Source organism: Allobosea sp. FBZP-16 (assembly GCF_002831785.1).
Classification (GTDB): Bacteria; Pseudomonadota; Alphaproteobacteria; order Rhizobiales; family Beijerinckiaceae; genus Allobosea; species Allobosea lupini.
Map to the genome: position 1 here is coordinate 111503 of NZ_LNCQ01000032.1, position 26505 is coordinate 138007.

25 protein-coding genes are annotated in these 26505 nt (G+C 66.2%); 11 read left to right on the forward strand and 14 right to left on the reverse strand.

All coding sequences use genetic code 11. The features are described from left to right. Nucleotides 1–392: 392 nt before the first annotated feature. From paoA to paoC, 3 genes are read left to right on the forward strand one after another with little or no spacing between them, the layout of a single operon-like run. The gene (gene paoA / locus CXY91_RS17180) at nt 393–1022 is read left to right on the forward strand and encodes an aldehyde dehydrogenase iron-sulfur subunit PaoA (RefSeq protein ID WP_100962487.1); all 630 of its coding nucleotides are present in this window, start codon (nt 393–395) and stop codon (nt 1020–1022) included. A 1-nt stretch (nt 1023) separates the two neighbouring features. Beyond that, nucleotides 1024–1974 (forward strand): FAD binding domain-containing protein, encoded by a 951-nt coding sequence (locus tag CXY91_RS17185; RefSeq protein WP_100962488.1) that lies wholly within the window; start codon nt 1024–1026, stop codon nt 1972–1974. Nucleotides 1975–1977: 3 nt separating this feature from the next. After that, nucleotides 1978–4185 (forward strand): aldehyde oxidoreductase molybdenum-binding subunit PaoC, encoded by a 2208-nt coding sequence (gene paoC, locus CXY91_RS17190; protein WP_100962489.1) that lies wholly within the window; start codon nt 1978–1980, stop codon nt 4183–4185. Between the two features lie 139 nt (nt 4186–4324). On the opposite strand, the gene CXY91_RS17195 is transcribed toward paoC, so the two are convergent. Both CXY91_RS17195 and CXY91_RS17200 read right to left on the reverse strand, forming a co-directional pair. Then, nucleotides 4325–5692: a sigma-54-dependent transcriptional regulator gene (locus tag CXY91_RS17195; protein WP_100962490.1), complete on the reverse strand. Its 1368-nt coding sequence runs from the start codon at nt 5690–5692 to the stop codon at nt 4325–4327. Further along, complete coding sequence (locus CXY91_RS17200) at nt 5689–7512, reverse strand: sensor histidine kinase (RefSeq protein WP_100962491.1); 1824 nt, start codon at nt 7510–7512, stop codon at nt 5689–5691. The genes CXY91_RS17195 and CXY91_RS17200 overlap by 4 nt, the downstream gene beginning before the upstream one ends. Before the next feature lie 211 nt (nt 7513–7723). Here CXY91_RS17200 and CXY91_RS17205 point away from each other — a divergent pair, with 211 nt between their 5' ends. After that, nucleotides 7724–9058, forward strand: a complete 1335-nt coding sequence (locus tag CXY91_RS17205) for a dicarboxylate/amino acid:cation symporter (RefSeq protein ID WP_100962492.1) — start codon at nt 7724–7726, stop codon at nt 9056–9058. Between the two features lie 179 nt (nt 9059–9237). On the opposite strand, the gene CXY91_RS17210 is transcribed toward CXY91_RS17205, so the two are convergent. After that, nucleotides 9238–9639 (reverse strand): rhodanese-like domain-containing protein, encoded by a 402-nt coding sequence (locus CXY91_RS17210; protein ID WP_199777494.1) that lies wholly within the window; start codon nt 9637–9639, stop codon nt 9238–9240. 83 nt (nt 9640–9722) lie between these two features. Between CXY91_RS17210 and ftrA the strand changes: the two genes are divergently transcribed. The 4 genes from ftrA to CXY91_RS17230 all read left to right on the forward strand — a co-directional run bounded on the left by ftrA (nt 9723) and on the right by CXY91_RS17230 (nt 13300). Beyond that, nucleotides 9723–10742 carry a transcriptional regulator FtrA gene (gene ftrA, locus CXY91_RS17215; RefSeq protein ID WP_100962493.1) on the forward strand — a complete coding sequence of 340 codons (1020 nt, stop codon included), beginning with the start codon at nt 9723–9725 and terminating at the stop codon, nt 10740–10742. 137 nt (nt 10743–10879) lie between these two features. Then, nucleotides 10880–11323 (forward strand): hypothetical protein, encoded by a 444-nt coding sequence (locus CXY91_RS17220; protein WP_100962494.1) that lies wholly within the window; start codon nt 10880–10882, stop codon nt 11321–11323. Between the two features lie 57 nt (nt 11324–11380). After that, on the forward strand, nt 11381–12424 hold the full coding sequence (locus CXY91_RS17225) for a carbon-nitrogen hydrolase family protein (RefSeq protein WP_100962736.1): 1044 nt from the start codon (nt 11381–11383) through the stop codon (nt 12422–12424). Nucleotides 12425–12541: 117 nt separating this feature from the next. Further along, nucleotides 12542–13300: an SDR family NAD(P)-dependent oxidoreductase gene (locus CXY91_RS17230; protein ID WP_100962495.1), complete on the forward strand. Its 759-nt coding sequence runs from the start codon at nt 12542–12544 to the stop codon at nt 13298–13300. Nucleotides 13301–13475: 175 nt separating this feature from the next. Here CXY91_RS17230 and CXY91_RS17235 read toward each other — a convergent pair whose 3' ends face one another. Further along, nucleotides 13476–14096: a nuclear transport factor 2 family protein gene (locus CXY91_RS17235; RefSeq protein ID WP_100962496.1), complete on the reverse strand. Its 621-nt coding sequence runs from the start codon at nt 14094–14096 to the stop codon at nt 13476–13478. Between the two features lie 425 nt (nt 14097–14521). On the opposite strand from CXY91_RS17235, the gene CXY91_RS17240 reads away from it, so the two are divergent. Further along, a complete protein-coding gene (locus tag CXY91_RS17240; RefSeq protein WP_199777482.1) occupies nt 14522–15142 on the forward strand; it encodes a DUF7002 family protein in 621 nt (206 codons plus the stop codon). A 223-nt stretch (nt 15143–15365) separates the two neighbouring features. On the opposite strand, the gene CXY91_RS17245 is transcribed toward CXY91_RS17240, so the two are convergent. Then, nucleotides 15366–16100, reverse strand: a complete 735-nt coding sequence (locus tag CXY91_RS17245) for a dienelactone hydrolase family protein (protein WP_100962497.1) — start codon at nt 16098–16100, stop codon at nt 15366–15368. A gap of 287 nt (nt 16101–16387) precedes the next feature. Beyond that, nucleotides 16388–16954, reverse strand: a complete 567-nt coding sequence (locus tag CXY91_RS17250) for a hypothetical protein (protein WP_199777483.1) — start codon at nt 16952–16954, stop codon at nt 16388–16390. 285 nt (nt 16955–17239) lie between these two features. On the opposite strand from CXY91_RS17250, the gene CXY91_RS17255 reads away from it, so the two are divergent. After that, nucleotides 17240–17833 (forward strand): TetR/AcrR family transcriptional regulator, encoded by a 594-nt coding sequence (locus tag CXY91_RS17255; RefSeq protein ID WP_100962499.1) that lies wholly within the window; start codon nt 17240–17242, stop codon nt 17831–17833. A gap of 12 nt (nt 17834–17845) precedes the next feature. Here the strand turns inward: CXY91_RS17255 and CXY91_RS17260 are convergent, their stop codons facing one another. Both CXY91_RS17260 and CXY91_RS17265 read right to left on the reverse strand, forming a co-directional pair. After that, nucleotides 17846–18688, reverse strand: a complete 843-nt coding sequence (locus CXY91_RS17260; RefSeq protein WP_100962500.1) for an MOSC domain-containing protein — start codon at nt 18686–18688, stop codon at nt 17846–17848. 277 nt (nt 18689–18965) lie between these two features. Beyond that, nucleotides 18966–19520, reverse strand: coding sequence for a cysteine hydrolase family protein (locus CXY91_RS17265; protein ID WP_100962501.1), 555 nt, complete (start codon nt 19518–19520; stop codon nt 18966–18968). Nucleotides 19521–19623: 103 nt separating this feature from the next. Here CXY91_RS17265 and CXY91_RS17270 point away from each other — a divergent pair, with 103 nt between their 5' ends. Next, nucleotides 19624–20043, forward strand: a complete 420-nt coding sequence (locus tag CXY91_RS17270) for an Lrp/AsnC family transcriptional regulator (protein WP_100962502.1) — start codon at nt 19624–19626, stop codon at nt 20041–20043. Between the two features lie 89 nt (nt 20044–20132). Here CXY91_RS17270 and CXY91_RS17275 read toward each other — a convergent pair whose 3' ends face one another. The 6 genes from CXY91_RS17275 to CXY91_RS17300 form a co-directional block, all read right to left on the reverse strand. Then, nucleotides 20133–21110: an ArsR/SmtB family transcription factor gene (locus CXY91_RS17275; RefSeq protein WP_425285474.1), complete on the reverse strand. Its 978-nt coding sequence runs from the start codon at nt 21108–21110 to the stop codon at nt 20133–20135. Between the two features lie 80 nt (nt 21111–21190). Next, nucleotides 21191–22726, reverse strand: coding sequence for an arabinosylfuranosidase ArfA (gene arfA, locus CXY91_RS17280; protein ID WP_100962503.1), 1536 nt, complete (start codon nt 22724–22726; stop codon nt 21191–21193). Beyond that, the gene (locus CXY91_RS17285; protein WP_100962504.1) at nt 22723–23568 is read right to left on the reverse strand and encodes an ABC transporter ATP-binding protein; all 846 of its coding nucleotides are present in this window, start codon (nt 23566–23568) and stop codon (nt 22723–22725) included. The genes arfA and CXY91_RS17285 overlap by 4 nt, the downstream gene beginning before the upstream one ends. Continuing rightward, nucleotides 23565–24575, reverse strand: a complete 1011-nt coding sequence (locus tag CXY91_RS17290; protein ID WP_100962505.1) for an ABC transporter ATP-binding protein — start codon at nt 24573–24575, stop codon at nt 23565–23567. The genes CXY91_RS17285 and CXY91_RS17290 overlap by 4 nt, the downstream gene beginning before the upstream one ends. Continuing rightward, nucleotides 24572–25435, reverse strand: coding sequence for an ABC transporter permease (locus tag CXY91_RS17295; protein WP_091841740.1), 864 nt, complete (start codon nt 25433–25435; stop codon nt 24572–24574). Before CXY91_RS17295 ends, CXY91_RS17290 begins: the two co-directional genes overlap by 4 nt. Beyond that, entirely contained in the window at nt 25435–26439 is a 1005-nt protein-coding gene (locus tag CXY91_RS17300) for an ABC transporter permease (RefSeq protein WP_091841743.1), read from the reverse strand. Before CXY91_RS17300 ends, CXY91_RS17295 begins: the two co-directional genes overlap by 1 nt. Nucleotides 26440–26505 lie beyond the last annotated feature (66 nt).

The following is a 26505-nucleotide window of genomic DNA, read 5'->3' on the forward strand; positions in this document are numbered from 1 at the left end:
CCGATGTTTGAGACGCCGTCGGGGGGCGACACTGCCGTTCCGAGCCTGATCACGGCCAGGAGGGTGAGCGGAAGGAATCCGGCCAGGGTTGGTGAGTTTCGTCCTGCGCCCAATTGCGAAGCTGATCAACCCAATGTCCTTGACGCGGGACAGTCGCGCTGTTGCGAAGCGCCCAAGCTGACATTCAACCCGTGCAGGACGGCAGACGTTCTCAATGGGGTGAGTCTCGCACACCAATCCTTTGATCGAACGATTCACAAGCGCTGACGATCTCGTGTTTGCGGCATTTTAGAATGAGAATGAACTACCCGCCGCTTCGGCCGTTCTCCTTTGCAAATGCAGCTGGCTCGGGAGCGGGTACCAACTGCGACTTGTCGAAATCGGAGGCGGATATGCCAACTCCCAGAGAATTGGAAATGAACCGGCGTGACCTGATGGTCGTCGCCGGTGCCTGCGCCGCCTTTTCGGCCGCTGCTACAGGTACCCGGGCGCAGCCGGCACCGGTCGGAAAGCCGGTGCTGAGCGAGGTCTCGTTCAGCGTGAATGGCCGACGCCACCAGCTCGAACTCGATACGCGCACGACGCTGCTGGATGCGCTGCGCGAGCACCTTCACCTGACAGGCACCAAGAAGGGCTGCGATCACGGTCAATGCGGCGCTTGTACGGTGCTCGTCGACGGACAGCGGATCAATTCCTGTTTGACGCTGGCGATCATGAACCAGGGCGCTGAGGTCACCACCATCGAAGGGCTGGGCGGCGTCGATAACCTGCACCCGATGCAGGCGGCTTTCGTGAAGCATGACGGCTTCCAGTGCGGTTACTGCACGCCCGGCCAGATCTGCTCCGGCGTCGCTGTCCTGGAAGAGATCAAGGCAGGCATTCCCAGCCATGTCAGCGCCGATCTGACCGGCGCCATGACGGCGACCGACGCCGAAATCCGTGAGCGGATGAGCGGCAATATCTGCCGCTGCGGCGCGTATTCGAACATCGTCGAAGCGATGACCGACGTGGCGGGAGGCTAGGATGAGGGCATTCTCCTACGAAAAGGCAGGCTCGCCTGCCGAGGCCGCAGCGGCTGCGGCGAAGAGCCCCGGCGCCAAGTTTATCGCGGGTGGCACGAATCTGCTGGACCTCATGAAGCTCCAGATCGAGGTCCCGACTCACCTGATCGACGTCAACGGGCTCGGCCTCGACAAGATCGAGCCGACCTCGGATGGCGGCCTGCGCATCGGCGCGCTCGTGCGCAACACCGCTCTTGCGGCAGATGAGCGAGTGCGGCGCGACTATGCCATCCTGTCGCGCGCTCTGCTGGCCGGTGCGTCCGGGCAATTGCGCAATCGGGCCACCACGGCCGGTAACCTGCTGCAGCGGACACGTTGCCCCTATTTCTACGACACTGCGCAGCCCTGCAACAAACGCCAGCCGGGCAGCGGCTGCTCGGCGATCGGTGGGTTCTCGCGACAGCTGGGAGTGATCGGCGTCAGTGATGCCTGCATTGCGACGCATCCCTCCGACATGGCCGTTGCGATGCGCGCGCTCGACGCCACGGTCGAAACGGTGAAGCCGGATCGCTCATCCCGCTCGATCCCCGTAGCGGATTTGCACCGCCTGCCGGGCAACACCCCGCATCTCGAGACGGCGCTGGAGAAGGGCGAGTTGATCACTGCTGTGACGCTGCCCAAGCCTGTCGGTGGCACGCAAATCTACCGCAAAGTGCGCGATCGGGCTTCCTATGCCTTCGCTCTGATATCCGTCGCTGCCATCGTGCAGCGCGATGGCACCGGCAGGATCGCGCTCGGCGGCGTCGCACCCAAGCCCTGGCGCGTCGAGAAGGCGGAGGCCGAACTGCCTCGCGGGGCGAAGGCGGCTGCGGCGGCCATGCTCGCGGGGGCCAAACCGACCGATGAGAACGCATTCAAGCTGCCGCTGGTTGAGCGCACGCTCGACGCGGTGCTGGCGCAAGCAAAGGGCTAGGCCATGAAATTCGACAAGCCCGCTACCGACAATCCGATTGACCGCCTGCAGGTGGTCGGTCAGCCGCATGACCGCATCGACGGCGCCCGCAAGGTCACCGGCACCGCGCGCTATGCCTATGAGCAGCACGATGTCGTGCCGAACCAGGCCTATGGCTATGTGCTGGGCGCCGGCATCGCCAAGGGCCGGATCGCTTCGATCGATCTCGACGCTGCGCGCAAGGCTCCGGGCGTGCTCGCCGTAGTGACGGCGAAGGAAGCCGGCGCTCTGAAGAAGGGCAAGCGCAACACTGCCCGCCTGCTGGCGGGGCCCGAAGTGGAGCATTACCATCAGGCGGTGGCGCTGGTGGTGGCAGAGAGCTTCGAGCAGGCACGCGCTGCGGCCAGCCTGATCAGGGTGGAGTATGCGGCCGCCAAGGGTGCCTTCGACCTCAAGGCGGCAAAGGATAAGGCCGTCAAGCCCGAGGGCGACGATCCCAGCCTCGACGATACCCATGTCGGCGATTTCGCAGGCGCCTTCGCGACTGCGCCGGTGAAGCTCGACGAGATCTATGCGACCCCCGACGAGAGCCATGCGATGATGGAGCCGCATGCGACGCTTGCCGCCTGGAAGGGCGATAAGCTGACGCTCTGGACCGCCAACCAGATGGTCGCCTGGGGCGTCACCGACATGGCGACGACCCTCGGTATCCCCAAGCAGAACATCCGCATCGTCTCGCCCTTCATCGGCGGGGGCTTCGGCGGCAAGCTGTTCCTGCGGGCTGATGTGCTGCTGGCGGCGCTGGGTGCGCGGGCGGCCAGGCGGCCGGTCAAGGTCGCTCTGACGCGCCCGCTGATGATGAACAACACCACCCATCGACCTGCCACGATCCAGCGTATACGCCTCGGCGCGACGAAGGAGGGGAAGATCACGGCGATCGGCCATGAGAGCTGGTCGGGCGATCTGAAAGGCGGCGGGCCCGAGGTCGCGGTGCAGCAGACCCGGCTGCTCTACGCGGGCGCCAACCGGATGACGGCGATGCGCCTGGCCGAACTCGACCTTCCGGAAGGCAACGCCATGCGTGCACCCGGCGAGGCCCCCGGCCTGATGGCGCTCGAAATGGCGATGGACGAGATGGCGGAGAAGCTCGAGCTGGATCCGATCGCCTTCCGCCTGCTCAACGACACGCAGGTCGATCCTGAAAAGCCCGAGCGGCCGTTTTCGATGCGGCGCCTCGACGAGTGCTTCAAGGTGGGGGCCGAGCGCTTCGGCTGGTCGCGCCGCTCGGCGCGGCCAGGCGAGGTTCGCGATGGCAACTGGCTGGTCGGCATCGGCGTCGCGGCGGCCTTCCGTAACAATCTGGTGATGAAGTCCGGCGCACGCGTCAGCCTCGATGCCAACGGCATCGTCACGGTCGAGACCGACATGACCGATATCGGCACCGGCAGCTACACCATCATCGGCCAGACCGCGGCCGAGATGCTTGGCGTCGGGCTCGACAAGGTCGTGGTCAAGCTGGGTGATTCCGACTTTCCCGTCTCGGCGGGGTCCGGCGGCCAATGGGGTGGCAACAGCTCGACCGCCGGCGTCTATGCCGCCTGTGTCAAGCTGCGCGAGGCCATCGCGCAGAAGCTCGGCATCAACTCTACCGAGGCGGTGTTCTCGGGCGGTGAAGTGAAGGCCGGCAATCGAAGCCTGCCCTTGGCGAGCGCCGCGCAGGCAGGGCCGCTGACAGGCGAGGACACGATCGAATATGGCGATCTCGACGAAACGCATCAGCAGTCCACCTTTGGCGCGCATTTCGTCGAGGTCGGCGTCGATGTGGCCACGGCTGAGACGCGGGTCAGGCGCATGCTGGCGGTTTGCGCGGCCGGGCGCATCCTCAACCCGAAGACGGCGCGCAGCCAAGTCATCGGCGCGATGACCATGGGGGTAGGCGCGGCGCTGATGGAGGAACTGGCGGTCGACAAGCGCCGCGGCTTCTTCGTCAACCACGACCTTGCCGGCTACGAGGTTCCGGTGCATGCCGACATCCCGCATCAGGACGTGGTGTTCCTGGACGAGACCGACCCGATGTCCTCACCGATGAAGGCGAAGGGGGTGGGCGAACTCGGCATCTGCGGGGTTGGTGCGGCAGTGGCCAATGCCATCTATAACGCGACCGGAGTACGTGTGCGCGACTATCCTATAACGCTCGACAAGCTGCTCGCGCAGATGCCGGATGCTGCTTGAGTGACCTCGGTCATTCCCAGCCGTTCCCAAGCCAGCCGTTGCATGCAACGGGTGCCGGAGTAAGCAGTGGCAGGCGCCATAACCAGACATTGACGCATTGCCGGAAAGCGGACTTCAAAAACGAAGCTACCGTGAATCTCTACTCCGTGGCGGCATACGAGGCGCGGTCGATGCCGTAGCGGGCAAGCTTGTCGTAGAATGTCTTGCGCGGGATGCCGAGCATCTCGAGGGTCGCACGGACATTGCCGCGATTGGCCTCCAGAGCTTCCCGGATCAGGTTGGCCTCGATCATGTTCAGGCGCTCGGGCAGGCTCGTCGCCGCCACCTCGCCCTGGACGGGAGCCGCCGGCAGGTCGGCGACAAGACCGAGCGCCACCCGCTCGGCGAAATGGACGAGCTCGCGGACATTGCCGGTCCAGGCGTTCTCGACGAGATGGCGCTCGACGCTGCGATCCAGAGCCGGCACGCCGCGCCCGTATTTGCGCGCCGCACGGGCGAGGAACTGGGCGAAGAGCAAGGGCACGTCGCGACGGCGCTCGCGCAGCGGCGGGATCCGCAAGGTGACGACATTGAGGCGATAGAACAGATCTTCGCGGAAATCGCCGCGCTGAGACGGATCGCCGAGATCGAGCTTGCTCGCGGCGACGACGCGCAGATCCACCCGGCGGCGCTCGTTCGAGCCGAGCGGCGAGATCTCGCGCCCCTCGAGCACCCGCAGCAGCTTGACCTGCGCCGCCGGCGGCATGCTTTCCAGCTCGTCGAGGAAGAGCGTGCCGCCGCTGGAATGCTCGATGCGGCCGACGCGCTTCTTCTGGGCACCGGTGAAGGCGCCGGCCTCGTAGCCGAACAGTTCGCTTTCGATCACGCTCTCCGGCAGCGCCCCGCAATTCAGCGCGACGAAGGGCCTGCCGCGGCGACGGCCCTGCTGGTGCAGCAGGTTGGCGACGACCTCCTTGCCGGTGCCGGTCTCGCCCAGGACGAGCACGTCGACATCGACATCGGCGAGGTCGCGAATGGCCTGGCGCAGGCGGACGATCGCCGGCGCCTCGCCCAGCAGCGCGGTCTCGTCGCCCGGCCCTGCCGCGAGCGAGCGAAGCCGTCTGTTTTCGAGAACGAGCGCGCGCTTCTCGACTGCGCGCCTCAGGGTCTCGACCAGGCGATTGCTGGAATAGGGCTTGGCGATAAAGTCGTAGGCGCCTTCGCTCATCGCCTCGACCGCCATGGCGACATCGGCGTGGCCGGAGATCACCACCACCGGAATGTCGGCGTCGAGCATCCGCAGGCGCCGGAAGAGCTCGATGCCGTCCATGCCGGGCATGCGCACATCGGTGACGACGACGCCGGCATAGTCCGGGCCGATGCGGTCGAGCGCCGCCTGGGCCGAGGCGAGCGGGACGGCAGCAAAGCCGGCGAGCCGCAGCGCCTGGGCGTTGGCATCGCGCAGGTCCGGATCGTCGTCGACGAAGGCGACCTCGATGGCGCTCTGGTCGCTGGCAGGAGCACTCATGCGGCTCTCTTCAGGCTGATCGTGAAGGTGCTGCCCTCGCCGGGGCGGCTGGTCGCGGAGAGCGTGCCGCCGAAGGAGGTGACGATGTCCTGCGAGATCACCAGGCCGAGACCGAGACCGCGCGGCTTGGTGGTGCGGAACGGCGCGAAGAGCGCGGCGAGCGCGGCCTCGTCGAGGCCCGGCCCGTTGTCGCTGATGGCGATGTCGACTTGCTCTCCCCGGATCGCGACATCGATGGTGAGCTTCGGCGCGCGCCCGTGCTGCGCGTCCGCCATGGCCTCGATCGCATTGCGCATCAGGTTGACCAGGACCTGCTCCAGCTCGACCAGCCGGGCGAGCACGAAGACCGGTTCTGCCGGCGCGGGCAGCTTCGGAGCGACGCCGGCATGGCGCAGCGCGGCGTCGAGGATCATCAGCGCGCCGTCGATCGCCTCGCCAAGATCGACCGGCCCATGCGGCCCGCCGCCGCGCCGGGCGAAGCCACGCAGCGTCTCGGTGATGGCGCCGATCCGCTCGGTCAGCCCCACGACCTTGACCAGCGCGCCATCCGCGCCAGCGGCATCGGCTCTGCCGATGAAGGCGCGGGCGTTCTCGGCATAGGTGCGCATCGCGGCAAGCGGCTGGTTGATCTCATGGGCGACACCGGCCGTGACCTGGCCGAGCGTCGCCAGGCGATTGGCCTTCGCCAGCTCTTCGCGCGCATCGGACAGCCGTTCCTGCGTCCTCGCGCGTTCCGCGATCTCTTCGACAAGCCGGTCGTTCGCGCCCGCCAGCGCAAGCGTACGCTCCGCTACGCGCCGCTCCAACTCGGCCTTGACCTTTGCCTCGGCATCGCGGCGGGCGAGATTGACCTGGCGCCGCCGCAGCGCAAATGCACCAAGGGCGGCGCCGGGCATGAGCACGAGCGCGACCAGTGTCTGCAGGCGGACCTGCTCGTCACGGATCGCTGCGCTGACCGGCATCAGCACCTCGAGCTGCCAGTTCGTGGTTGGGACGGGGCTGCGCGAGGCGACATGCGTGCCCGCCGCAGCGCCCGTGCCGCGCACGATCTCGCCATCCCGCCGCAACGGCAGCAGCGTCAGCGGCGCTGCGCCGAATTGCAGCGATTGTCGGATTTCCGCTGCCGTCTGCGGTGCGAGCGCGACCTCCGTCTGGAAGCGCCAATCGGTCACGGTAGAGATGAGCACGACGCCACGTCGGTCGACGGCATAGGTCTGGCCACCCAGCGCTCGCCAGTCGGCCTCGACCTGATCGAACTCGATTTTGACCACGACGACGCCGAGCTGGTCCCCGCCATCGTCGACGCGGCTGGTGATGTAGAGGCCGGGACGCTTGCTGACCGTGCCGAGCGCGAACTGCTCCGCGGTCCCGCCTGAAACCGCGCCGCTGAAATAGTCCCGGAACGCATAGTCGTTGCCGACGAAGCTCGTCGGCTCCCGCCAATTGCTGGCCGCGATCGCGACGCCATCCTTCCCCAGCACATAGATGACCGCCGCGCGGGTCTCGCGGGCGATCGCCTCCAGCTTGAGGTCTAGCGCGTGGGTGTCGCCGCCTCTCAGCGCCGAGCGCACATCCGGGTCCCGCGCCAGGATCACCGGCAGCGCGCGCTGCTTCTCCAGCTCGCCGCGCAGGATGGCGAGCGCCAGCGTGCCGGCATCCGCAGCGCGGTTGCGCATCGCCGCGATGGCGCGGGTGCGGCCAGCATCGCCCGCGCCCAGCAAGCCGCCGGTGGCGATCGCCACGACCATGAGCACGAAGACGATCCAGACGCGGCGCCTGGCGCCCCGGCGATCACGCTCATCCGACGGGATGTTGCTCATGCGCCATCATGTGCGGATTTTCGCACAAATCAAGCCATCCCCGTGCGGACGATCGCCACCACGTCCAAGCCCGGTCCACGTGAATACCTCGCAAATCACTGAAATTGCTAGATCAATCCTAAAATCCGAAGCTGGCACGGCGATTGCCAACCTGGCAGTAGCGGCGTCGAGAACAGCAAGAACCCGCGAGCTAGGCCCCAAGGAGGAAACCATGGCGATCACGCTTGACAAGGCGCCGGCCCAGCCGGCTCGTCCCCGGAAATTCTACCAGCATCTCTATGTGCAGGTGCTCGCGGCTATCGCGGCCGGCATCTTGCTCGGACATTTCTGGCCTGAGCAGGGCGCGGCGCTCAAGCCGCTCGGCGACGCCTTCATCAAGCTGGTGAAGATGATCATAGCGCCGGTGATCTTCCTGACCGTCTCGACCGGTATCGCCGGGATGAGCGACATGCAGAAGGTCGGGCGCGTCGCCGGCAAGGCGATGATCTACTTCCTGACCTTCTCGACGCTGGCGCTCATTGTAGGGCTCGTGGTCGGCAACCTGGTCCAGCCGGGCAGTGGCCTGCACATCAACCCGGCCAGCCTCGATGCGAAGTCGGTGCAGGGCTACGCCACCCAGGCGCATGACTCCAGCATCGTCGGCTTCCTGCAGAACATCATTCCGAACACGATCGTCGGCGCCTTCGCCTCCGGCGACATCCTGCAGGTGCTGTTCTTCTCGGTCCTGTTCGGCCTGTCGCTCTCGCTGGTCGGCGAGCGCGCCAAGCCGGTGACCGACTTCCTGCAGACGCTGTCGATCCCGATCTTCAAGCTGGTCGCGATCTTGATGAAGGCCGCCCCGCTCGGCGCGTTCGGCGCCATGGCCTTCACCATCGGCCGCTACGGCATCGGCTCCGTCGCCAACCTCGCGATGCTGATCGGCACCTTCTACCTGACCTCGGCGATCTTTGTCTTCGTCGTGCTCGGCGCCGTCGCTCGCTATAACGGCTTCTCGATCCTGGCGCTGATCCGCTACATCAAGGAGGAGATCCTGCTGGTGATCGGCACCTCCTCGTCGGAAGCGGCGCTGCCGACCCTGATGGAGAAGATGGAGGCCGCAGGCTGCAAGCGCTCGGTCGTCGGCCTGGTGGTGCCCACCGGCTACTCGTTCAATCTCGACGGCACCAACATCTACATGACGCTGGCGGCGCTGTTCATCGCCCAGGCGATGGACATCCACCTGCCGCTCGGCGACCAGATCCTCTTGCTGCTCGTCGCCATGCTGAGCTCGAAGGGCGCGGCCGGCATCACCGGTGCGGGCTTCATCACGCTTGCTGCCACCCTCTCCGTCGTCCCCGCTGTGCCGGTCGCCGGCATGGCGCTGATCCTCGGCATCGACCGCTTCATGTCGGAATGCCGCGCCGTCACCAACTTCATCGGCAACGCTGTCGCGACGATCGTGGTGGCCCGCTGGGAGGGCGAGCTCGACCAGGATCAGCTCCAGGCCGCCCTCAGCGGCAAGCTGCCGGACCTGCTCGACGAGCCGCTCCTCACCCCAGCCGAGTGATCGGCCGGCTCGCGGCAACGGCCACCGGCTGCCCCAATGGTGCAGCCGGTTTCGATCGACAGGGCACACTGGCGCCGCGAAAGTGGCGGCAAACCAGAAGTCTTGCCGCCCGATCGTTCGCCCGGACGGCAAGATCGAATTTTGAGGTCGTGTCGAACGATGCTGTCTTAGGGTGTTTCTCACTCGCCAGGGGCAAGTGAGAATCCCTCGTCGATCCACCCGGTGACACCGCCTGCCATGATCTTGACCGGGCGGCCGAGCTTGGCCAGCCGAAGGGCGCCCCGCGCGGCACCGTTGCAGTGCGGGCCGGCGCAATAGGTCACGAACAGGGTGTCCTTCGGCCACTGTTCGAGCTTCGACGGAATGAGCTTGCCATGCGGAAGGTTGATCGCGCCTGCGACATGCCCCTGCTTGAAAAGGTCGGGGCTCCGGACGTCGAGAAGCACGAAGCCGGGCTCGGCAGATTTCAGCGCATCATGAACGTCCCAGCAATCGGCCTCGAACGTGAACTCGGCCGAAAAGTGGGCGACGGCATCTTCGGGCGCCGCCGCGGGGATCTGGGTCACACCGTTTGTCGTCATCGAATTCTCCCTGTTGCGAACCCGGTTTTGCAGTCGCGGTCGTCTTGTGGCAATTGGCATGATCGCCAACTAGCGTAACGATCATGCCAAACGCATCTGACCTGGACCAGAAGCCCAATCGCCTCGTCGCCGTCCTGATCTATGACGGGCTGGCGACCTTCGAGTACGGCATAGCGACCGAGATCTTCGGCCTGGCGCGCCCCGAAATGGGCGAGGACTGGTATCGCATGGTGACATGCGCGATCGAGGATGGTCCGCTGCGGGCGGGGGGCGGCATCTTCATTTCCGCCACTGCCAGGCTCGATGCTCTCGACGAGGCCGGGACCATCATCGTGCCGGGCTGGAAGACCCAGCTGGCACCCCCTCCGGCGTTGATCTCGGCCTTGCAGCGGGCGAACGCACGGGGCGCGCGGATCGTGTCGATCTGCTCGGGCGCCTTCGCCCTGGCGGGTGCAGGCCTGCTCGACGGGCGCAGCGCCACGACACATTGGCGCTACGCTGATGCTTTCAAGGCAGCATTTCCCAAGGTGACGCTGATCCCGGAAGTGCTCTATGTCGACGAAGGCAACGTCCTGACATCAGCAGGCAGCGCGGCCGGCATCGACCTTCTCCTGCACATCGTTCGACGCGATTTCGGTGCGGACGCCGCCAACAGCGTCGCCCGGCGACTGGTCATGCCGGCTCATCGCGACGGCGGGCAAGCCCAGTTCATCGAGCGACCCGTTCCCAGGCGGCCCAACGGAAAGCTGACCTTCCTGCTCGACGCCATGCGGGCGCGGCTGAACCAGACCATGACCGTTGCGGATCTGGCCGAGCAAGCTGCGATGAGCGAACGCACCTTCCTGCGGCGCTTCAAGGAGATGACAGGCCTGACACCGGCCGCCTGGCTGCTCGAGGAGCGGTTAGCGGCCGCAAAGCAGATGCTGGAAGGGCCGTCTCTGCCGGTAGAGGAGATTGCAGCGACAGCCGGATTCGGCAGTGCCGCGACGATGCGGATGCATTTCCGCAAGTCGGTCGGGATCGGGCCGACCGAGTACAGGCGTCGGTTCGGCACCGAACGCAACCTCGCAGGCCTCCCGTCCGCCCGGCAATCGATCATGTAGCGGCGGTTCCCGCCAGCCCTGGTCGCCCGCTCCAGCGTCTGGCAGGATTCTTGCGGTCATTGTCAGTACTGCCACTTTCCGATCGAGGCCCGCCGCGCATATCGGTTGCGGACGAGAGCGTCGAAAGGAGAGATGACGTGACGAGCGGATCCGCCGGCGACAAGCCGGAACGCGTCTGGGGCTTCTACTATGGCGGCCTCATCAATCCGAAGGTGATGCAGCAGCTCGGGATGGCGCCTGCGGCGCAGGACGTTGCCATGCTGCCTGGCTATGAACTGCAGATTTCGCCGCTGATGAACCTCGTCCGCAACGACCGGCAGGCAGCGTACGGGCTCCTTCTCTTGCTGACGCATGACGAGATCGAGCACGTCTATGGCCAGCTGAAGGCGAAGTATTATCCGTATCCCGTGCTGGCACGCGATCGCGAAGGCCGCGAGCGGGCGGCACTCTGCTACCTCCTGCCCAAGCTCGAGCCTGGGCAAGCCGAGGCGCAATACGTGACCAACCTCCTCGAGCCCGCGACCGCGCTCGGGTTCCCCGGCTGGTATCTCGACCGCATCCGCAGCTTCCTGCCGCGCTAGAGCAGTTCCGCAATTCGCCGCCCCGCGCGCATGACCTTCAATCGGGATGACACGCCCATGCCCAGCGCCAGCTCCATCATTGTCGCCGCAATCCAGGCCACCCCCGTCTATTTCGATCGCGAGGCCTCGACCGCCAAGGCCTGCCGGCTGATCGCGGAGGCCGGCGCCCAGGGCGCGGTTCTGGCCGGCTTCGGAGAGACCTGGCTGCCCGGCTATCCAGGCTTCGCCTGGCGGCCGCAATCGACACCAGGCTGGTGGGATGCCGCCGAGGCGTATCTCGATCAGGCGATCGCGATCCCGGGACCGGAGACCGACCGGCTGTGCAAGGCGGCACGGGAGGCTGACACCGATGTCGTGATCGGCGTCGTCGAACTGGATACGCAGACCCAGGGCACCGTCTACGCCACGCTGCTGTTCATCGGTCGCGAAGGCGTCATTCTCGGGCGCCACCGCAAGCTGCGGCCGACGGCCTATGAGCGCGTCGCCTGGGGGCAGGGCGACGCCCAAGGCCTGGTGGTGCATCAGCGCCCCTACGGTCGCATCAGCGGGCTGAACTGCTGGGAGCACAACATGATGTTGCCCGGCTTTGCGCTTGTCGCGGGCGGGACGCAGATTCACGTCGGAGCCTGGCCCGGCCGCGAGCTCGCGGCGGCGCCGGATGCGCCGAACCCGCAATGGCCGCGGCAGCATCTGCTCTCCCGGGCCTTCGCGGCCCAGGCGGCCTGCTATGTGATCTGCGCCGGCGGATTGCTGAAACCCTCGGATATGCCGGAGCGCTACAAGGAGCTCGTCAATTTCACCTATACCGGCGACAGCGCGATCATCGACCCGCGCGGCGAGATCGTCGCGCTTGCGCCCAGCGGCGAGGAGACGGTCCTGACCGCGCGCATCGATCTGCGCAACGTGCGGGCGGCGAAGGCGGTCAACGACATCGCCGGGCATTACGCCCGCCCCGATATCTTCGATCTTCGCCTCAACCGCGGCGCTCCGCGCCAAGCCGGCGTGATCCTGGCCTCCGGCGGCGGTGACGAGAGCGGCGAGCCCGAACAGCTGCAATCTCACGGGGCCGACAGGCCGAGGCCCGGCTCGCACACAGGCTGATCCGCCTCGATCCCTGGCCGACATCACCCGGCCGGGCATCTTCCCGTCGGCGCATCGCCAGGAATTGGGAGGGCGCCCTCGGTTCATTCCCTCGTTTGCGAAGGGATTTTCGACAGCATGCTCGTCGACCTCACCGGCAAGATTGCGCTCGTTACCGGCGGCTCCAAGGGCATAGGCGCCGCCAGCATACGCCTGCTCGCGCGTTCGGGCGCCAAGGTCGTCTTGCATTATTCGAGCGGAGAGGCCGAGGCGGAGAGGCTCGCAGCCGACATCGGTTCGGATTCGTGCGCCCTGGTTCGCGCGGATCTGCGGCGCCGCGGTGCCGCAGCCGAGCTGTGGAGGGCGTCGGTCGAGGCATTCGGCAGGATCGACCTCCTGGTCTGCAATGCGGCCCTCGTTGCGCCGCTGATGCTGGACGCGGCCGACGAGCAATGGGACCGGGTCTGGGCGGATACGATGCAGGTCAACGTGCGTGCGATCGCTGATCTCTACCGTGCCGCCCTGCCGCATTTCCTGATCGGGGGCGGCTCGATCGTCGCTGTCGCCAGCCGGGCGGCGTTTCGCGGTGACGAAACCCACCTGATGCACTACGCCGCGTCGAAAGGTGCACTGGTCGCCCTGACGAGAAGCATCGCCAAGAATTTCGCGGCCGACGGAATAACGGCCTATATCGTCGCGCCGGGGTTCGTTCGGACGGAGCGGCAGGAGGCCGTCATCGCGACGCGCGGCGAAGCAGACATGCTTCGCGACGTGCCTCTCGGAGAGATGTGCACGCCGGACGCCGTCGCGAACGTCATCGCATTTCTGGCATCCGGGCTCGCGCGACACGCCACGGGTGCGACGATCGACATCAATGGCGCCTCCTATTTCCATTGAGCGAAGGCGTGCGCCCGATCGGGCAAGCCGCCCCTGACGGTGCATGCGAGGCCTTCCGACGCTCCGGCGCCTCGGTCGGGAGCGCCTGTCTCACGCGACGCCGGATCGAGGGATCGCGCGGTCCCTGGTCCTATGCGCTGCGCGATCGCGGCGGGCAACCACTGCCCTCGCTGCCTTACCGGATACGCCGGATGCGCCAGAGCTGACGCCAGCCGGCGAAGCTGCCGAGATAAGCGCGCCGGATGCGCGACGGGTCGAAATAGGCGACGCGCTCGACGGCGACTCCGTTTTCGAAGCGGATCCGGTCGACGTCGTTCCAGGAGATGAGCTGGCGTCCGATCGTCGCCGAGAAGGTCATCTCGATGAACAGGACATCCTCGCTGGCGCTCCAGCGCAGGACTTTCCCTGTCAGATCGGGCAGCGCCGCGAAGGTGCCGGCGAAGGCTCGGTAGCCGGCCGCACGGCCGCGCGTGGTCCGCAGGCCGGGCGCCTTCAGGACGATGTCCGGACCGAGGATTTGCATGAACCGGTCCAGATTGGCCTTGGCATCAGCCCATCGTTCCGCGAACGCGGCGACCCAGTCGGCATAGCTCCCGGTCTGGCCCGTCATGGTATCGATGACGACGTGCTCGCTACCGCCGACAGGACCGACCGTCCGTTCTTTTGGTATGCCCATTGCGGTTGTCATGATGCGTGAGCTCTCTTTCTCGAACAGCGGCTGAAGGCAGAGTTTCCGGCCCTGAAGGGCGTAACGGCGGGCCCAAATCGTTCGCGCCTGCGTCATGTCCTTCAACATGGAGATGGGCGATCGTCGCCGGTGTGATGCAGCTCTGCCGCCTCGCGCATCCGGCGCTCGGAAGCATCTTGGCTATCTCCTCCGTTGGCTTGCTCAGGGGCGAGACGCGCGTACGCGGCGCGGCGGCGCGTATGCCGAAAGGCTGCTGCCTGGCGCCGCAGTCGACTGCGATGACCGTGATGGCGGCTCGGACGAAGGCATGATCGCGGCGATCGGCTCCAGCGCAAAGCCCGCGAGAATGATGATGACTTCGCACATATCGGCCTCTCCTACACCATGATTGAATATTGTTAATAGCACGATCGGTCATATTGTAAATTGTCTTGAAAGCCCCTATTTTCAAGCATACAGCGTCGCCTGACCTGATTTTATAAATCGAACGATCGTGCTAATATCGAGACGGAGAGACCCGGGAGGCTTTTACGGTGACGAGGCGACGGCTTGCGTGCATCTACCACATCGTCGATCGCGCCAATTGGGCCGCGGTCCAGGCCGAAGGGCTGCTACCGGCGGATATGCTCGTCAGGCGGGCTCATGGCAGCCACAGTGAAGCGCTCCTTCGCAGCCAGCGCAGGCGAGGCGAGACGCTCCTGCCTTCCGGCGTGAGATTGCGCGATCAGGAACCGATGCCGCCGGCCGCTCTCGATCGCTGCCTGGTCGGGGGGCTGAGCAGCTCCGACTGGTACGCGCTCATCAATCGCGGAGTTTATTTCTGGCTCGATACAGCACGCCTGCGTCGACATCTGCGGGCCCTGAAAGGTCCACAGGTTCTGATCGAGCTTGATGGCGAAGCTCTGGCGCAATCCTATCGTGCCGATGCCTTCGTCACCGCATTCAACACCGGCGCGGCGATGAGGCGGGCTGCGGCGCGCGGGCCAGGGACGTTCGTTCCCTATGGCGATTGGCTGGAGAAGGGCTGGATGGCCGAGGAGCCACGCCCGCCATCCAGGCAAACCGCCTCGCATCCGCCTGCCGAACTGGTGATCCGGTCGGCAATACCCGACTTTATGCACTATGTCAGCTCGGTCCAGCATCTCGATTGCTAGCGTGCAGGCGCGAGACACTGCTCCTCCGGCGGGATATGCCCGATGCGCCACGACTGCGCGACGATGGGCGCGCGATCAGGCGGGGTCGATCGAACACGGCAATCCGCGCAGACAGCGCATTCGACAGGTGCTTTGGAAGGTATGCGTCGCGTCGAACGCCAGGTCCTTGCCGCAGAACTCGCAGTTCGGCCCGATCCTTGACGCTATCGAGAGCACACCCCGCCTAGGAGCCGGCGAAGATTTCCCCGAAGAAGTCCTGCATCGCCTGCCAGGAACGCCGCGCCGCGGCTGCGTCATAGGCGATGCCTTGCTCCGGCTTTGCGGCGCGCTCAAACGAGAATGCGTGCATGGCGTGCCCATAGGCATGCACCTGCCAGTCAGCCTTGGCATCGGTGAATTCACGGGCGAACGCCTCGATGTGAGCCGGGGGAGCAAACGGATCTTCCCACCCGTGCAGCAGCAGGATGCTCGCCTTGATGTCGGCCTGCGGCCCAAGCTGAGGCGGGGCCAGCACGCCGTGGACACTCACGACGCCACGAAGGCCAGCCGGAACAGCCCTGGCGAGATCCAGCGCACATAGTCCGCCGAAGCAGTAGCCGACGGCGCCGATGCGGTCGCCATCGACGCGGGGGTGCTGGCAGGCAGCGCGAAGGCTGGCGAGGAGGCGCCGGCGCAGCAACGCGCGATCGCCGACAAGCGGGTTCATCAGGCTGCTGTTGTCGTCCGTTTCGCCGCCGCGCCGGCCCTTGCCGTACACGTCCGCGGCAAAGGCGACATAGCCGAGGCCGGCCACGCGCTCGGCGACCTCGTGCATGCCGCTGTTGACGCCGCTCCAGTCGTGAAGAACGAGGACGCAAGGTCTTTGGCCGCCCAGGCTCACGTCAGGCTCGACGACATACCCCTCAAAGAGTTCACCGCCGTCGGAGTACTCAAAGATTCTGCCATTGCCGGTCGACATGGATGCTCCGCTGCAGACGCCACGATCGGGCGTCAATCCATAAGCCACCGCGATGCCGGCGGGCCGTCAAAAGGCGTTTCAAAACCGCCAATGTCGTTTGCCGCGGGCAGGCGGTGTCGCCGCAGGCCGGCCGATAGGGTGTCGCAGCACGAAGCACGGCTTTCCACGGCTGGTCGAGGAGCCGCCGAGATCTCAGACCGGGCCGCCTCATTCTACGAGACGGCATGGATCGCTGGCGCCAGTGCCGTGCAGCCGAGGCTGATCGCGAGGCCTGGTCGACCATGCCTTTACTGGGATGATTCAGCGGATCGACGACTGCGCACGACATGCCGCAGATGAAGGAAAATCGCGACATGGATCAGGAGGAGGACAGGCACGTAGAAGCCCGGAATGAAACGCCATGGCAGGTCCATGATGACTGCGGTGCCCGGCGGCTCATGGAAGAGGCGCAGGGGCGAGCCCGGCTGCGAGGTGGTGGCGAAGAAGATCGCAGAGCAGAAGTCAGCGAAGCCGACGATGTTCCAGATCAGGGTGAGGGGAAGCCAGCCGCGTAGGCGTCTTGCGGCGAAGACCGCGGTCGGGATGGCCAGGCCTGCCGCCAGGATGTCGCCCCAGCCGGCATAGGCCGCGAACGGGTTCGACAGGCGGCCCGCTTCATGAAGGAGCAGGAAGCCTCCGCCCGCGAACCGGGCGACATGAAGCGCTATCAGCGGCGCCAGCGACAGTTCGGCGACGATGGTGCGCCCTGCGCGGGTCGCCGCCAGCATGGCGCTGCCGATCAGGACCGGCAGCAATATTCCCAAGGCGCCGTCGGGTAGTGCGGCGATGCCTGGTACGCGCGTCGCGGCGGTCATCGCGAACCAGATGGCGAGCAGGCCGGCGACCGCTATGCCCCTATGACGTCTCTCCGGCAGCCCCGACACGATCAGTACGACGGCGACCGGCCAGCATGCGACAAGAAGCACAGTCCATACGGCGTCTAGCATCATGGAGTACCTTCGGCATCGTGTCCCGCCGATACGGTCGGCGCCGCTCCAAGGCTGGGATCACAGCAGGAGCTTATAGTGTAGATACACATTATATCGGCGGCACGCTCCGGCAACATTTTCTTTTATGATCGTTCGTGCTAAATTTTGGGCATGAGCAAGGGTGAAACGACGCGCGCGGCGATTGTCGACGAGGGTCTGCGGCAGGCGTCGCGGATCGGCCTCGAAGGGCTGTCGCTCGGCCCCCTGGCGACAAAGCTCGAGCTGACGAAAAGCGGGCTTTTCGCGCACTTCAAATCCAAGGAGGCGCTGCAGCTCAACATTCTCGAGGAAGCGATCAGGCGCTTCAAGCGCGAGGTGATCGCCGCCGGCACGCGGCGCGAGGCGCCCGACAGGCGCCTGCGGTCGCTGTTCGAACGCTATCTGGTCTGGATCAGAGGAGAGCAGGACGATGGCGGCTGCCTCTTCATGACGGCAGCGCAGGAGTTCGACGACCGGCCAGGTCTCGTCCGCGACAGGCTGGTGGCGTCCCAGCTCGACTGGCGCGAATTCCTGGGCTCCATCATCAGCGAAGGTGTCGCATCCGGTGTCTTCCGGGACGATGTCGATCCGCAGCAGGCCGTCTTCGAGATCCTGGGCGCCGCGCTGGCCTATCAGCATGCAACCAAGCTGCTCGGCGATCCGCGCGCCAAGGCGCGCGCTCAGGCAGCCTTCGCGCGCGTCCTCGCCGACCTGAAGCGCGGCTGATCGCGGGTCCGGTCAAGATCCGACGACGAACACATCGCCGACGGAGAGGCGCCCGGTCCCGTCCGGAATCGCATTCTGACCGAAGATCACCTTCCCGCTGCCGTCCCTGCGGAAGGTCGCCATGCTGCGCAAGGGCTCGGCCTCAGGCGATTTGACAGCGGTCTCCTGATCGATGGTGGTCACCACGCAACGCGCGCAAGGCTTGACGATGCGCAGACCGATGCCGGCCCCGGTCAGCATCCGCCAATGATCTTCCGCCCAGGCCGCCGGCCCCTCGACGACGACGTTCGGACGGAAGCGCTGCATCGTCACATCGGCACAGCCGGGCATGGCCGCCAGCGCCAGTTGTGAGGCCCGGTTGGTCACGAGCAGCGGAAAGCCGTCGGCGAAGCTGACGCGGTCTTCGGCTCGTCCGAATGCCGCATCGACCGGCCGCGCCTGCTCCGGCCGATCCATGTAGACGAGGCGACAGGCGCGCCCCACGACCGCGCTCAGCCAACGGTCGGCCTCCGGAGAGACCTGAACGGCACTGACCATGTCACGCCAGATCACGACGCTGACGCGGTGTGTCGCCCCTGCTGTTGGCCTCGCGACCTCGATGGCCGGTTGCTGCGATGCCGCCGACTGCAGGAGCAGCTTGCCATCGGAGAGCGTCGCCGAAATCATGGCGAGCCGCGGCTCCTCGCGCTGGGTCAGGAAGCGGTCATTCGCATCGACGATCATGAAACGGCGGTCGTCCCGCAGGCCCCACGGCTCCAGGTCCGCCGTCTCTAGCCTGATCCCACGCAGACCCTTGACCGGATAGATCCAGAGTTCACTGACACGCACACGTTCGCCTATCGCGCCTTCGGACATCTGGTCTCCATTCGCCTGTTTCGTCATCCGCGCGATGGCGACGGACGCAAGCCCTGCCGCATCGGGCCCTCCTCGATCCGGTCAAGGTTCCGCGCGCCGGCACGGTCCAGCAGATGTGCGATGAGGCCGGCGATGCCGTCCACCGTCAAGGGCTTGCATGCCTCGACAAGCCGCCGGCGCCTTGCGCGCATCGCCGCAATGCGGCCCGTGTCACCCGCCGGCCGTCCTGTCGAATGATCGCGCCGGCCCGGCTTCGGGTGCTGCGGGCAGACTGGCGTCAGACGGCCATGTCTTGCACGCTCACCACCTTGCAGAACTCGGCGCGTAGCGTCGCCAGATGGACGGCATGCACCGTTTCGGCCGGCAGTGTTCCGCCGCTTCCGTCGGGAAGATCGAAGCAGTCGCAGGCGTCGGCGACCAGGACCATGCGCCAACCCATATTGGCGCCTGTGCGGATCGTGGTCGAGACGCACATGTCGGTGGAAACGCCGAACGTCACGATGCTCCTGGCGCCGAGACGCCGCAGCTGCAGGTCCAGGTCCGTGCCAATGAAAGCGGAGTTGACGCTCTTGACGATTTCCGCCTCGCCCTGCTGCGGGCCGAACCCGTCGCGATAGGCATGCCCCGGTGCTTCGGGTCGCAAGGTCGAGTTCGGCTCGACCGAGGCATGCCGGACGTGAATGATAGGGCGGCCGGCCTGGCGGAAGATATCCAGAAGACGCAGGCCATTGCGGTCGAGGTCCTGATTCCACCGCCGCGGCCATGGCGCGGAGTCGAAAGCCTGCTGCATGTCCACCGGCAGCAATACGGCATTGTCCAGATCGAGTGTCATCGCGCATCCTCCTCATGGCAGAGATGCCGCGACACCGCGCCGGATGCAGTCGGCATGATGTCGGGCGGACAAGCGATCTGCCGGGCCTGGGGCGAGGGACGACATGGACGACAAGGACCGCATGCTGCTGTCCGCACTGCGGCGCGACGCTCGTCGCTCGGCGGTGGCGTTGGCGCGCGAAGTGCAGCTGTCGCGCAGCACCGTCCAGGAACGGATCGAGCGCCTGCGCGCGTCCGGCGCAATCAAGAGCTTCACCATTGTCGAGGGGGAGCCAAGCCAGCGCCAGAGCGCCCACTTCCTCGCCAAGCTGCGACCGGGCTTCACGTGCAGCCAGCTGCTTCCCGTGCTGCGGCGCGTTCCCGGCATCGTCTGCCTGCATTCCATTGCCGGCCAGTACGACATGATCGTTCGTGCCGATGGCGATTCGATCGATTCGATCGAGGCTGTCCGCAAGGCGCTCGCCGGCCTGTCCCAAATTGCCGAGGTCGTGACGCTCGTGACGCTCGACCGCCATATCGGTTGACGCGCGTAGGGCCGGTGCCCGGTTTCATGCATCGGCCCATGATCCGGCCACAGCGGTTGGCCTCGACGATGTCCGGCATGAGGCACATCTCAGATCGGAACGTGCGGCAAGGCCTTCATCCCTTCCAGATGCAGCCGCATCTTGATGTCCTGGTTGTGGTTGCCGAAGCCGCGGCCGAAAATATTGACTCCCCCCGGGCGGCCCTCCTTTTCGTCGATGCCGATGCGCACCTTGATCGAGTGGTGGAGGTCGAGATCGAGATCCGTGGTGGCGACATCGCTAAGCCGACGCTCGCCGAGATAGGTGCCGTCCGCCGTGATGCGCCAGGTCGTCAGGATGCCGTATTGCGAGCCTTCGAGCTTCCACCAATGCGGCGTGTAGATCCCTCGGCGGTCACCGTAGTCGCCAGGGCAGGTCCAGGTGCCGATCTTGCGGCCATTGACCCAGAGGCTGATGTCGGACGGCCAGTCGGCATTGGTCCCCGGCACCTCGGACGACATCTCCATCTCGAATTCGAGAGCGGTGATCGCCTGGTTCAGGACCTTGGCATTGTTCGGGAATTTGTACTCGACATAGCCGCGACCGAACCAGATCAGCCCTGCCTGGACCCGGCGCGGATCGAGGAAGAGCTCGGGCACGTCGAGCACGCCGAGGATACGCTCGGTCGAGCAGAGCCCGCAGGGCGCCGAGACGTTCGAGCTGGTGTAGAGCCCGAGCGGCATCTCGACCTCGACGACGTTGCGCTCGCGGCTCGGATCCTCCGGGTCTAGATTGACGACGATCTCGGCATAGCGCGCCGCGCAGACCTTCTGCTGGCCCTTGGCGGCCTTGCCGAGCGAGGTCGAGATCAGCTCGGCCTCCTCCAGCACCTGGACATTGGTCACGATCGTCGATTGCGGCAGGCCGAGCACCTCGGCGATCTGGTTTATGTTCTTGGGGCCGTGGCGGTTGAGCAGCCGCAGGATGCGCAGCCTGACCGGGGAGGCCAGGCCGCGCAGCACCTGATACTGGCGATCGGCATTGACGACGAGGAAGCTGCGGTCACGCCGGGCCTCCGCGCCCGGCACGGGACCACCTCCGCCGGGATCCCGGCGACCGCGCTGCGATCTTGGTGGGCTCTCGTCCATCGTGGTGAAGACGCGTGCTCCTAGCCTTCCAGTCTGATCACATTCCACGAAGCCGGCTGCAACTCCAGCGAGATCCCGTTCGCCTTCGCCGAGATACCCTTCAAGGTCGCGGGCTTGACCTTGAGTGGCTCCTTCTTGCTGTTGACGGCCTTCAGGTCGGCATGGCGCAGCTCGGTCGCCTCCGCGACCTTGAGCTTGCCGAAGCCTCGGGCATCGAGCGTCACCGTGACGGGCTGCTCCAGATCGCGGTTGAGCAGGAAAAGCGAGACGCCCTTGTCGTCGGCGACGACCGAGGCCTTCAGATAGGGCGCGTCGATCGGGTAGTAGAGGTCCTGCTTGCCGCGCGGGTCGTAATAGTCGGCCTGGTAGCTCTCGGACTTGACGATCGCCTTCAGCACGCTGCCGCGGCCGAGCCGGCTCATCTGGGCAAAGGGCCAGAAGATCGTCTGTCGCCAGGCCGGCCCGCCGGTCTCGGTCATGATCGGCGCGATGACGTTGACAAGCTGGGCGAGGCAGGCCGCCTTGACCCGGTCGGCATGGTTCAGCAGCGAGATGCAGGCGCCGCCGAAGACGAGCGCGTCCTCCATCGAATAGATCTCCTCCAGGATCGGCGGCGCCACCGGCCACCCCTCCTTGACGCGGTCCGCCCGCACGCGCCGCGTCCGGTACCAGACATTCCATTCGTCGAAGCTCAGCATGATCCGCTTGTCGGAGCGCCGGCGCGCCGCGACCGCATCCGAGATCGCGACGACCTCCTCGATGAACTGATCCATCAGGTCGGGGCTGGCCAGGAAGGCCTTGGTGTCGGCGGCATAATTGTTGAAATAGGTGTGCAGCGAGATGAACTCGACCTGGTCGAAGGTGTGCTCGAGAACCTCGTCCTCCCAGCGGCCATAGGTCGGCATGTTGCGTCCGGATGAGCCGCAGGCGGCCAGCTCGATCGACGGGTCGATCCAGCGCATCATCTTCGCGGCTTCATGGGCGACGCGGCCGTATTCGGTCGCGGTCTTGTGCTCCATCTGCCAGGGACCGTCGACCTCGTTGCCGAGGCACCAGAACTTGATGTCGTGCGGCTTCTTCCAGCCGTGCTTTATGCGCAGGTCCGACCAGGCGGTGCCGCCGGGATGGTTGCAGTATTCGACGAGGTTGCGCGCCGCGTCGCCGTCGCGCGTGCCGAGGTTGACGGCGAGCATCGGCTCGATCTTCGCGGCGCGGCACCAGTCGACGAACTCGTTGGTCCCGAAGGTGTTCGGCTCCGTGGTGAACCAGGCGAGGTCGAGCCTTGCCGGGCGGTCCTTGACCGGACCGACGCCATCTTCCCAGTTGTAACCCGAGACGAAATTGCCGCCGGGATAGCGCATGATCGTCGGGCCGAGCTCCTTGACGAGGTCGAGCACGTCCTTGCGGAATCCGCGCTTGTCGGCGGTCGGATGGCCGGGCTCGTAGATGCCGCCATAGACGCAGCGGCCGAGATGCTCGACGAAGGCTCCAAAGAGCCGCGGATCGGTGTCGCCGATGGCGAAGGCACGGTCGAAGGTGATGCTGGCTTGTCTCATGGCTTGGCTCCGGAGGCTGGAACGGCTTTGGGCGGATATCCGCCGCGGAAGGCTCCGGCGCTGTCGGGCGTGAGCACGGCGTCGCGGAGCTGGCGGGAATAAGGATGCGAGGGGGCCGAGAGCACGGCGCGGGCCGGCCCTTCTTCGACCACGACGCCCTTCTGCATGATGATCAGCCGGTCGCTGATGTAGTATGCGGTGGCGAGGTCGTGGGTGATGTAGATGATCGACAGGCCGAGTTCGTCGCGCAGTCGTCCGAACAGGTTGACGATCGACATGCGGAGCGAAGCGTCGACCATCGAGACCGGCTCGTCGGCGACGATCAGCCTGGGCCTGGCGACGAGCGCGCGGGCGATCGCGACCCGCTGGAGCTGGCCGCCGGACAGCTCATGCGGAAACCGCCCGGCGATCTCGGCCAGCGAGAGGCCGACCTGCTTCAGCGCCTCGTCGGCCCGGCTCTCCGCCGCCTTGCGGTCGGTGGCCTCGCCGAAGCGTTCAGCCGTCATGAACAGGTAGCGATCGAGCTGCTTCAGCGGGTTGAAGGCCTCGAACGGATTCTGGAAGATCGGCTGCACCTTGGCCATGAAGGCGCGCCGCTCGTAGGTTGCGACATCCTGCCCGGCGAGCCTGATTGAGCCGGAGCTCGGCGCATGGATACCGAGGATCATGCGCGCCAGCGTCGACTTGCCCGAGCCGGACTCGCCGATCACCGTGAAGATCTCCGGCGTCTCGTCCCGCAGCGCGAAGCTGACCTCCTTGACCGCCTCGACGCGCCGCGACGAGAACAGCCCGCCGCGCGCGAAGGTCTTGCCGACCTTGTCGAGTTCGAGGAGCGCGCTCATGCCGCCGCCCCCGGATTGACCGCATGGCAGGCGGCGCGGTGGCCGGGCAGCGTCTCGACCATCGCGGGCACCGTCGTCGCGCACACCGGCATGGCGAGCGGGCAGCGCGGGTGGAAACGGCAGCCCGGCGGCGGCGCGGCGAGACTGGGCGGGGTGCCTTCCAGCCCCTCGCGCTGCTTCACGTCGCCGATGCGCGGCAGGCTCGCGATCAGATGCCGGGTATAGGGGTGTAGCGGCCGCTCGAAGATCTCCGGCGTCTCGCCGTCCTCGACCAGGCGGCCCGCATACATGATGCCAAGCCTGTCGGTCAGCGCCGCGTGGACGCCCATGTCGTGGGTGATGAACAGGACGCTCGAGCCCATCTCCTGCTGGATCGAGCGGATCATGCCGAGCACGTCCTTCTGCACGATCACGTCGAGCGCGGTCGTCGGCTCGTCGGCAATGACGAATTCGGGCTTGCAGATCGTCGCCAGCGCGATGGTGACGCGCTGGCGCATGCCGCCGGAAAGCTCGTGCGGATAGGCTGCGAGTACCAACGGGTCGAGCTTGACGCGCTCCAGATGCGCGGCCGCCCTGGCGTCAAACTCGCTCTTGCTGCCGCCGAGATGGCGCCAGGCGAAGTCGCGGAAGCTGTGCCTGATCCGCCGGAGCGGGTTCAGCACGTTCATCGAGCCCTGCATGATGTAGGACAGGTGCCGCCAGCGGATGCGGCGGACCACCTCGGGCGGCGCGCGCCCGATCGCATCCCACTCCGGCAGGAAGGAGAAGCGGGCCGAGCCGCCGACCATCTCCAGCGGCGGCTTCAGCAGCCCCGCAATGGTCTTGACCAGCGTCGTCTTGCCAGAGCTGGATTCGCCGGCGAGCCCGTAGATCTCGTTGCGGCGGACGTCGAAGGTCACGCCGTCCACGGCCCTCACCTCGCGATTGACGCCGAAATAGCGGGTGCGGAAATGCGCCTGCAGATCGTGGACTTGCAGCACCGGCGTCTGGTCGGGCGCCGCGCTCATCGGCCGCCCCCCATCCGCGCCAGGCGGCTGCGCGGGTCGATATACTCGTTCATCGAGACCGCGAGCAGGAAGAGCCCGACGAAGGTCATCACCACCAGCGCGATCGGAAAGGCGATCCACCACCAGATGCCGGCCACCAGCGCCGTGTGCTGGTTCGCCCAATAGATCATCCCGCCGATGGTCGGTGCGTTGATGTCGGTGAAGCCGAGGACGGCGAGGGTGACCTCGATGCCGATCGACCAGTTCATGTTGTTCATCGTCGTCGAGAACACGATCGGCATCACATAGGGCAGATGCTCGCGCGCCAGGATCTCGTGCGTCTTCATCCCCGAGAAGATGCTGGTCTGGGTGAACTCGCGCGTCTTCAGCGACAGCGCGACCGAGCGGATCAGGCGGGCGTCATAGGCCCAGCCGAGGCAGGCCATGATGGTTGCGAGCAGCGGCGTCGACATCGAGTCGCGCAGCACGAAGTAGAACAGGATCAGGATCGGGAAGAGCGGGATGATGATGAAGGTGTCGTTGATCGACATCAGCACGCGGTCGATCCAGCCGCCGCTGTAGCCGGCGAGCAGGCCGACCACGAGCGCGATGATCCGCGACAGCACCGCGACCATGATGCCGAAGCTCAGCGTGTTGCGGATGGCGAAGGTGAGCTGCCAGAAGACGTCCTGCCCGCGCGAGGTCGTGCCCAGCCAGTGGGCGGCCGAGGGCGGCACGTCCGGCGGCACGACATAGACCTCGCCCGGCGGATAGGGCGAGACGAAGGAGAGCCCGGCCATCACCACCACGATCGAGACGAGGACGAGCCCGATCCTGAATTCGAGATTGTAGCGGATGAGGTCGCGCAGGATCGCCAGCATCAGCGCAGCTCCACGCGCGGGTCGATCAGCGGATAGAGCAGGTCGATGACGAGGACGCCGACCGAGACCGCGATGATCGAGACGGTGGTGACGCCGAGCACGAGGCCGTAGTCACCGGCATAGACCGCATCGACCAGGAGCGTGCCGACGCCGGGATAGCCGAAGACCTTCTCGGTGATCACCGCCCCGTTGAAGATGCCGCCGAGCGACATGGCGAGCCCGGTGACCTGCGGCGCCAGCGCATTGCGCATGACGTAGGAGCCGAGCACGCGGCGGCTGTCGAGCCCGGCGATCTCGGCATAGACGACGTAGTCCTCGGTCACGATGTTCGACACCAGCGAGCGCATGCCGAGGAACCAGCTGCCGAGCCCGATCAGGATGAGCGACAGGGCCGGCAGGATCGAGTGCAGCAGGACGCTCGAGACGAAGGACCAGTTCCAGCCCTGCTGCAGGTTCATCGCCGAGCCGCCGGTGATCGGCAGCACCGGCCAGAGGAAGCCGAAGACGATGAGCAGCAGCAGGGCGACGATGTAGTAGGGGATCGGGTGGACGCCCATGGCGACCACGCCCATCAGCTTCAGCGTGCGATTGCGCTGGTAGTAGCCGGCGAGCCCGCCGAGCAGGTTGCCCAGCACCCAGGTGATCACCGTCGAGACGATCAGCAGCCCGGCGGTCCAGGGCAGCGCCCGGCCGATCAGCGCGGAGACAGGTGTCGGGAAGGCGGAGAGCGAGGGCCCGAAGTCACCGCGCAGCACCCGGCTCCAGAAGGTGAGGTACTGCTCGCCCAGCGTTCCCTTGAGCCCGTAGAGCTCCTGCAGCGAGGTGCGCATCGCCGCGATCGCTTCCGGGGCCGTGCTGCCGAAGGATGTCACCGCAGAGATCGACTGCTCGACCGGGTCGATCGGCGAAGCATGCGTGATCACGAAGGCCAGGTTGACGCCGATGAAGACGACCACGACGAACTGGACCAGGCGTTTCGCGAGATAGGCGATGTAGGCGTTCATGCGATCCCGAAAGCTCCACCTGGCCGGCGGCGAGGTGCCGCGCGCCGGCTGGCGATTGTGCTGGGA

Excerpts from the sequence above, each read along its gene's own strand:
- CXY91_RS17290 (WP_100962505.1), bottom strand. The coding sequence starts at position 24,575 with ATGAGCGCGGCGCCCGACCAGACGCCGGTGCTGCAAGTCCACGATCTG.
- paoA (WP_100962487.1), top strand. The coding sequence starts at position 393 with ATGCCAACTCCCAGAGAATTGGAAATGAACCGGCGTGACCTGATGGTC.
- CXY91_RS17260 (WP_100962500.1), bottom strand. The coding sequence starts at position 18,688 with ATGTCCGAAGGCGCGATAGGCGAACGTGTGCGTGTCAGTGAACTCTGG.
- CXY91_RS17255 (WP_100962499.1), top strand. The coding sequence starts at position 17,240 with ATGAGCAAGGGTGAAACGACGCGCGCGGCGATTGTCGACGAGGGTCTG.
- CXY91_RS17200 (WP_100962491.1), bottom strand. The coding sequence starts at position 7,512 with ATGAGCAACATCCCGTCGGATGAGCGTGATCGCCGGGGCGCCAGGCGC.
- CXY91_RS17270 (WP_100962502.1), top strand. The coding sequence starts at position 19,624 with ATGGACGACAAGGACCGCATGCTGCTGTCCGCACTGCGGCGCGACGCT.
- CXY91_RS17285 (WP_100962504.1), bottom strand. The coding sequence starts at position 23,568 with ATGAGCGCGCTCCTCGAACTCGACAAGGTCGGCAAGACCTTCGCGCGC.
- CXY91_RS17300 (WP_091841743.1), bottom strand. The coding sequence starts at position 26,439 with ATGAACGCCTACATCGCCTATCTCGCGAAACGCCTGGTCCAGTTCGTC.
- arfA (WP_100962503.1), bottom strand. The coding sequence starts at position 22,726 with ATGAGACAAGCCAGCATCACCTTCGACCGTGCCTTCGCCATCGGCGAC.
- CXY91_RS17265 (WP_100962501.1), bottom strand. The coding sequence starts at position 19,520 with ATGACACTCGATCTGGACAATGCCGTATTGCTGCCGGTGGACATGCAG.
- CXY91_RS17250 (WP_199777483.1), bottom strand. The coding sequence starts at position 16,954 with ATGACCGCCGCGACGCGCGTACCAGGCATCGCCGCACTACCCGACGGC.
- CXY91_RS17245 (WP_100962497.1), bottom strand. The coding sequence starts at position 16,100 with ATGTCGACCGGCAATGGCAGAATCTTTGAGTACTCCGACGGCGGTGAA.
- ftrA (WP_100962493.1), top strand. The coding sequence starts at position 9,723 with ATGCCAAACGCATCTGACCTGGACCAGAAGCCCAATCGCCTCGTCGCC.
- CXY91_RS17195 (WP_100962490.1), bottom strand. The coding sequence starts at position 5,692 with ATGAGTGCTCCTGCCAGCGACCAGAGCGCCATCGAGGTCGCCTTCGTC.
- CXY91_RS17185 (WP_100962488.1), top strand. The coding sequence starts at position 1,024 with ATGAGGGCATTCTCCTACGAAAAGGCAGGCTCGCCTGCCGAGGCCGCA.
- CXY91_RS17295 (WP_091841740.1), bottom strand. The coding sequence starts at position 25,435 with ATGCTGGCGATCCTGCGCGACCTCATCCGCTACAATCTCGAATTCAGG.
- CXY91_RS17210 (WP_199777494.1), bottom strand. The coding sequence starts at position 9,639 with ATGACGACAAACGGTGTGACCCAGATCCCCGCGGCGGCGCCCGAAGAT.
- CXY91_RS17235 (WP_100962496.1), bottom strand. The coding sequence starts at position 14,096 with ATGTTGAAGGACATGACGCAGGCGCGAACGATTTGGGCCCGCCGTTAC.
- CXY91_RS17205 (WP_100962492.1), top strand. The coding sequence starts at position 7,724 with ATGGCGATCACGCTTGACAAGGCGCCGGCCCAGCCGGCTCGTCCCCGG.
- CXY91_RS17230 (WP_100962495.1), top strand. The coding sequence starts at position 12,542 with ATGCTCGTCGACCTCACCGGCAAGATTGCGCTCGTTACCGGCGGCTCC.
- CXY91_RS17225 (WP_100962736.1), top strand. The coding sequence starts at position 11,381 with ATGCCCAGCGCCAGCTCCATCATTGTCGCCGCAATCCAGGCCACCCCC.
- paoC (WP_100962489.1), top strand. The coding sequence starts at position 1,978 with ATGAAATTCGACAAGCCCGCTACCGACAATCCGATTGACCGCCTGCAG.